We start from the raw sequence: 1000 nt of genomic DNA, 5'->3' as shown, positions 1-1000 counted from the left end.
GACTCCAGGCGAGCGAGTGGCCACCCGAGCCGGTCGGCGACGGCCAGCGGCACCGCCTGGGCGCGGTCGCGCAGGGCGTGTCCGGCGGTGGTCAGCGAGACCTCGAGCTGGCGTTCGTCGGCGGCACTGCGCGTGCGGCGGACGTAGCCGGAGGCCTCCAGTCGCTTGAGCAGTGGGCTCAGCGTCGCGGAGTCGAGTCGCGGCTCGCCGGCGATCTCGCGCACCGACCGCGGGTCCCGTTCCCACAGGGCGAGCATCACGAGGTACTGCGGGTGGGTCAGGCCCATCGGTTCGGGCAGGTCGCGGTACAGCCCGATGACGCTGCGGCTCGTCGCCGCCAACGCGAAGCAGAGCTGCCGGTCGAGCGCGAGCGGGTCCGGTGCGGTCTGGGTCATGCGCCCAGGGTACTTCGTTCGTGCACGAAGTGGTCTGAGGCGCGGTGGTGGCGCGTCCATGCAGGGACAGGTATCGACAGAACACCAGTCGATCGACGCGTGTTCTGTCGCGCGTTGCGGACGCATCAGGTGCGGACGCATGCGTCGGGGCGGTGGGCGCAACGGCCTGGAGGTCCGGTGCCGGTCTCGTGGACCGGCACCGGGCCTCCAGGGTGGTTGCGCTGGTGCGTCGACTACGCGCGGTGCGCGGGCGGGTGCCCCGAGTCGTGCGTCGTCGCGTCCGGCTCCACGGGGAGTGCGTGGGTGCCGGTGTGCGTGCCCTCGTGCCCGGCGACCGGGTGGGAGCGCTCGAGCTTCGCGCCCTCCACGTCGACGTCCGGCACGATGCGGTCGAGCCACTTCGGGAACCACCAGGCGCTCTTGCCGAGCAGGTGCATCGCCGACGGGATGAGCAGCATGCGGACGACGAAGGCGTCGATCAGCACACCGAACGCCAGCCCGAAGCCGATCGGCTTGATGGTGGACGAGTCCGAGAAGATGAAGCCCGCGAACACCGAGATCATGATGATCGCCGCTGCCGTGACCACCGCGCGACCCGCGTGCAG

Annotated in this window: 2 protein-coding genes; both read right to left on the bottom strand. The window is 71.2% G+C overall.

Annotated features, from left to right (window positions below; translation table 11 throughout):
• The coding region (locus BACI9J_RS23990; protein ID WP_159736804.1) for a MarR family winged helix-turn-helix transcriptional regulator at positions 1 to 395 on the bottom strand (395 nt) is incomplete at its 3' end.
• A gap of 233 nt (positions 396 to 628) precedes the next feature.
• A partial coding sequence (locus BACI9J_RS23985) for an MMPL family transporter (protein WP_159736803.1) occupies positions 629 to 1000 on the bottom strand: 372 nt, incomplete at its 5' end.

The sequence above is a fragment of the Arthrobacter sp. 9V genome (assembly GCF_902506065.1).
Classification (GTDB): domain Bacteria; phylum Actinomycetota; class Actinomycetes; order Actinomycetales; family Micrococcaceae; genus Arthrobacter.
Note: the sequence above shows the minus strand (reverse complement) of the source record. Positions and strands in the feature narration are given on the sequence as shown.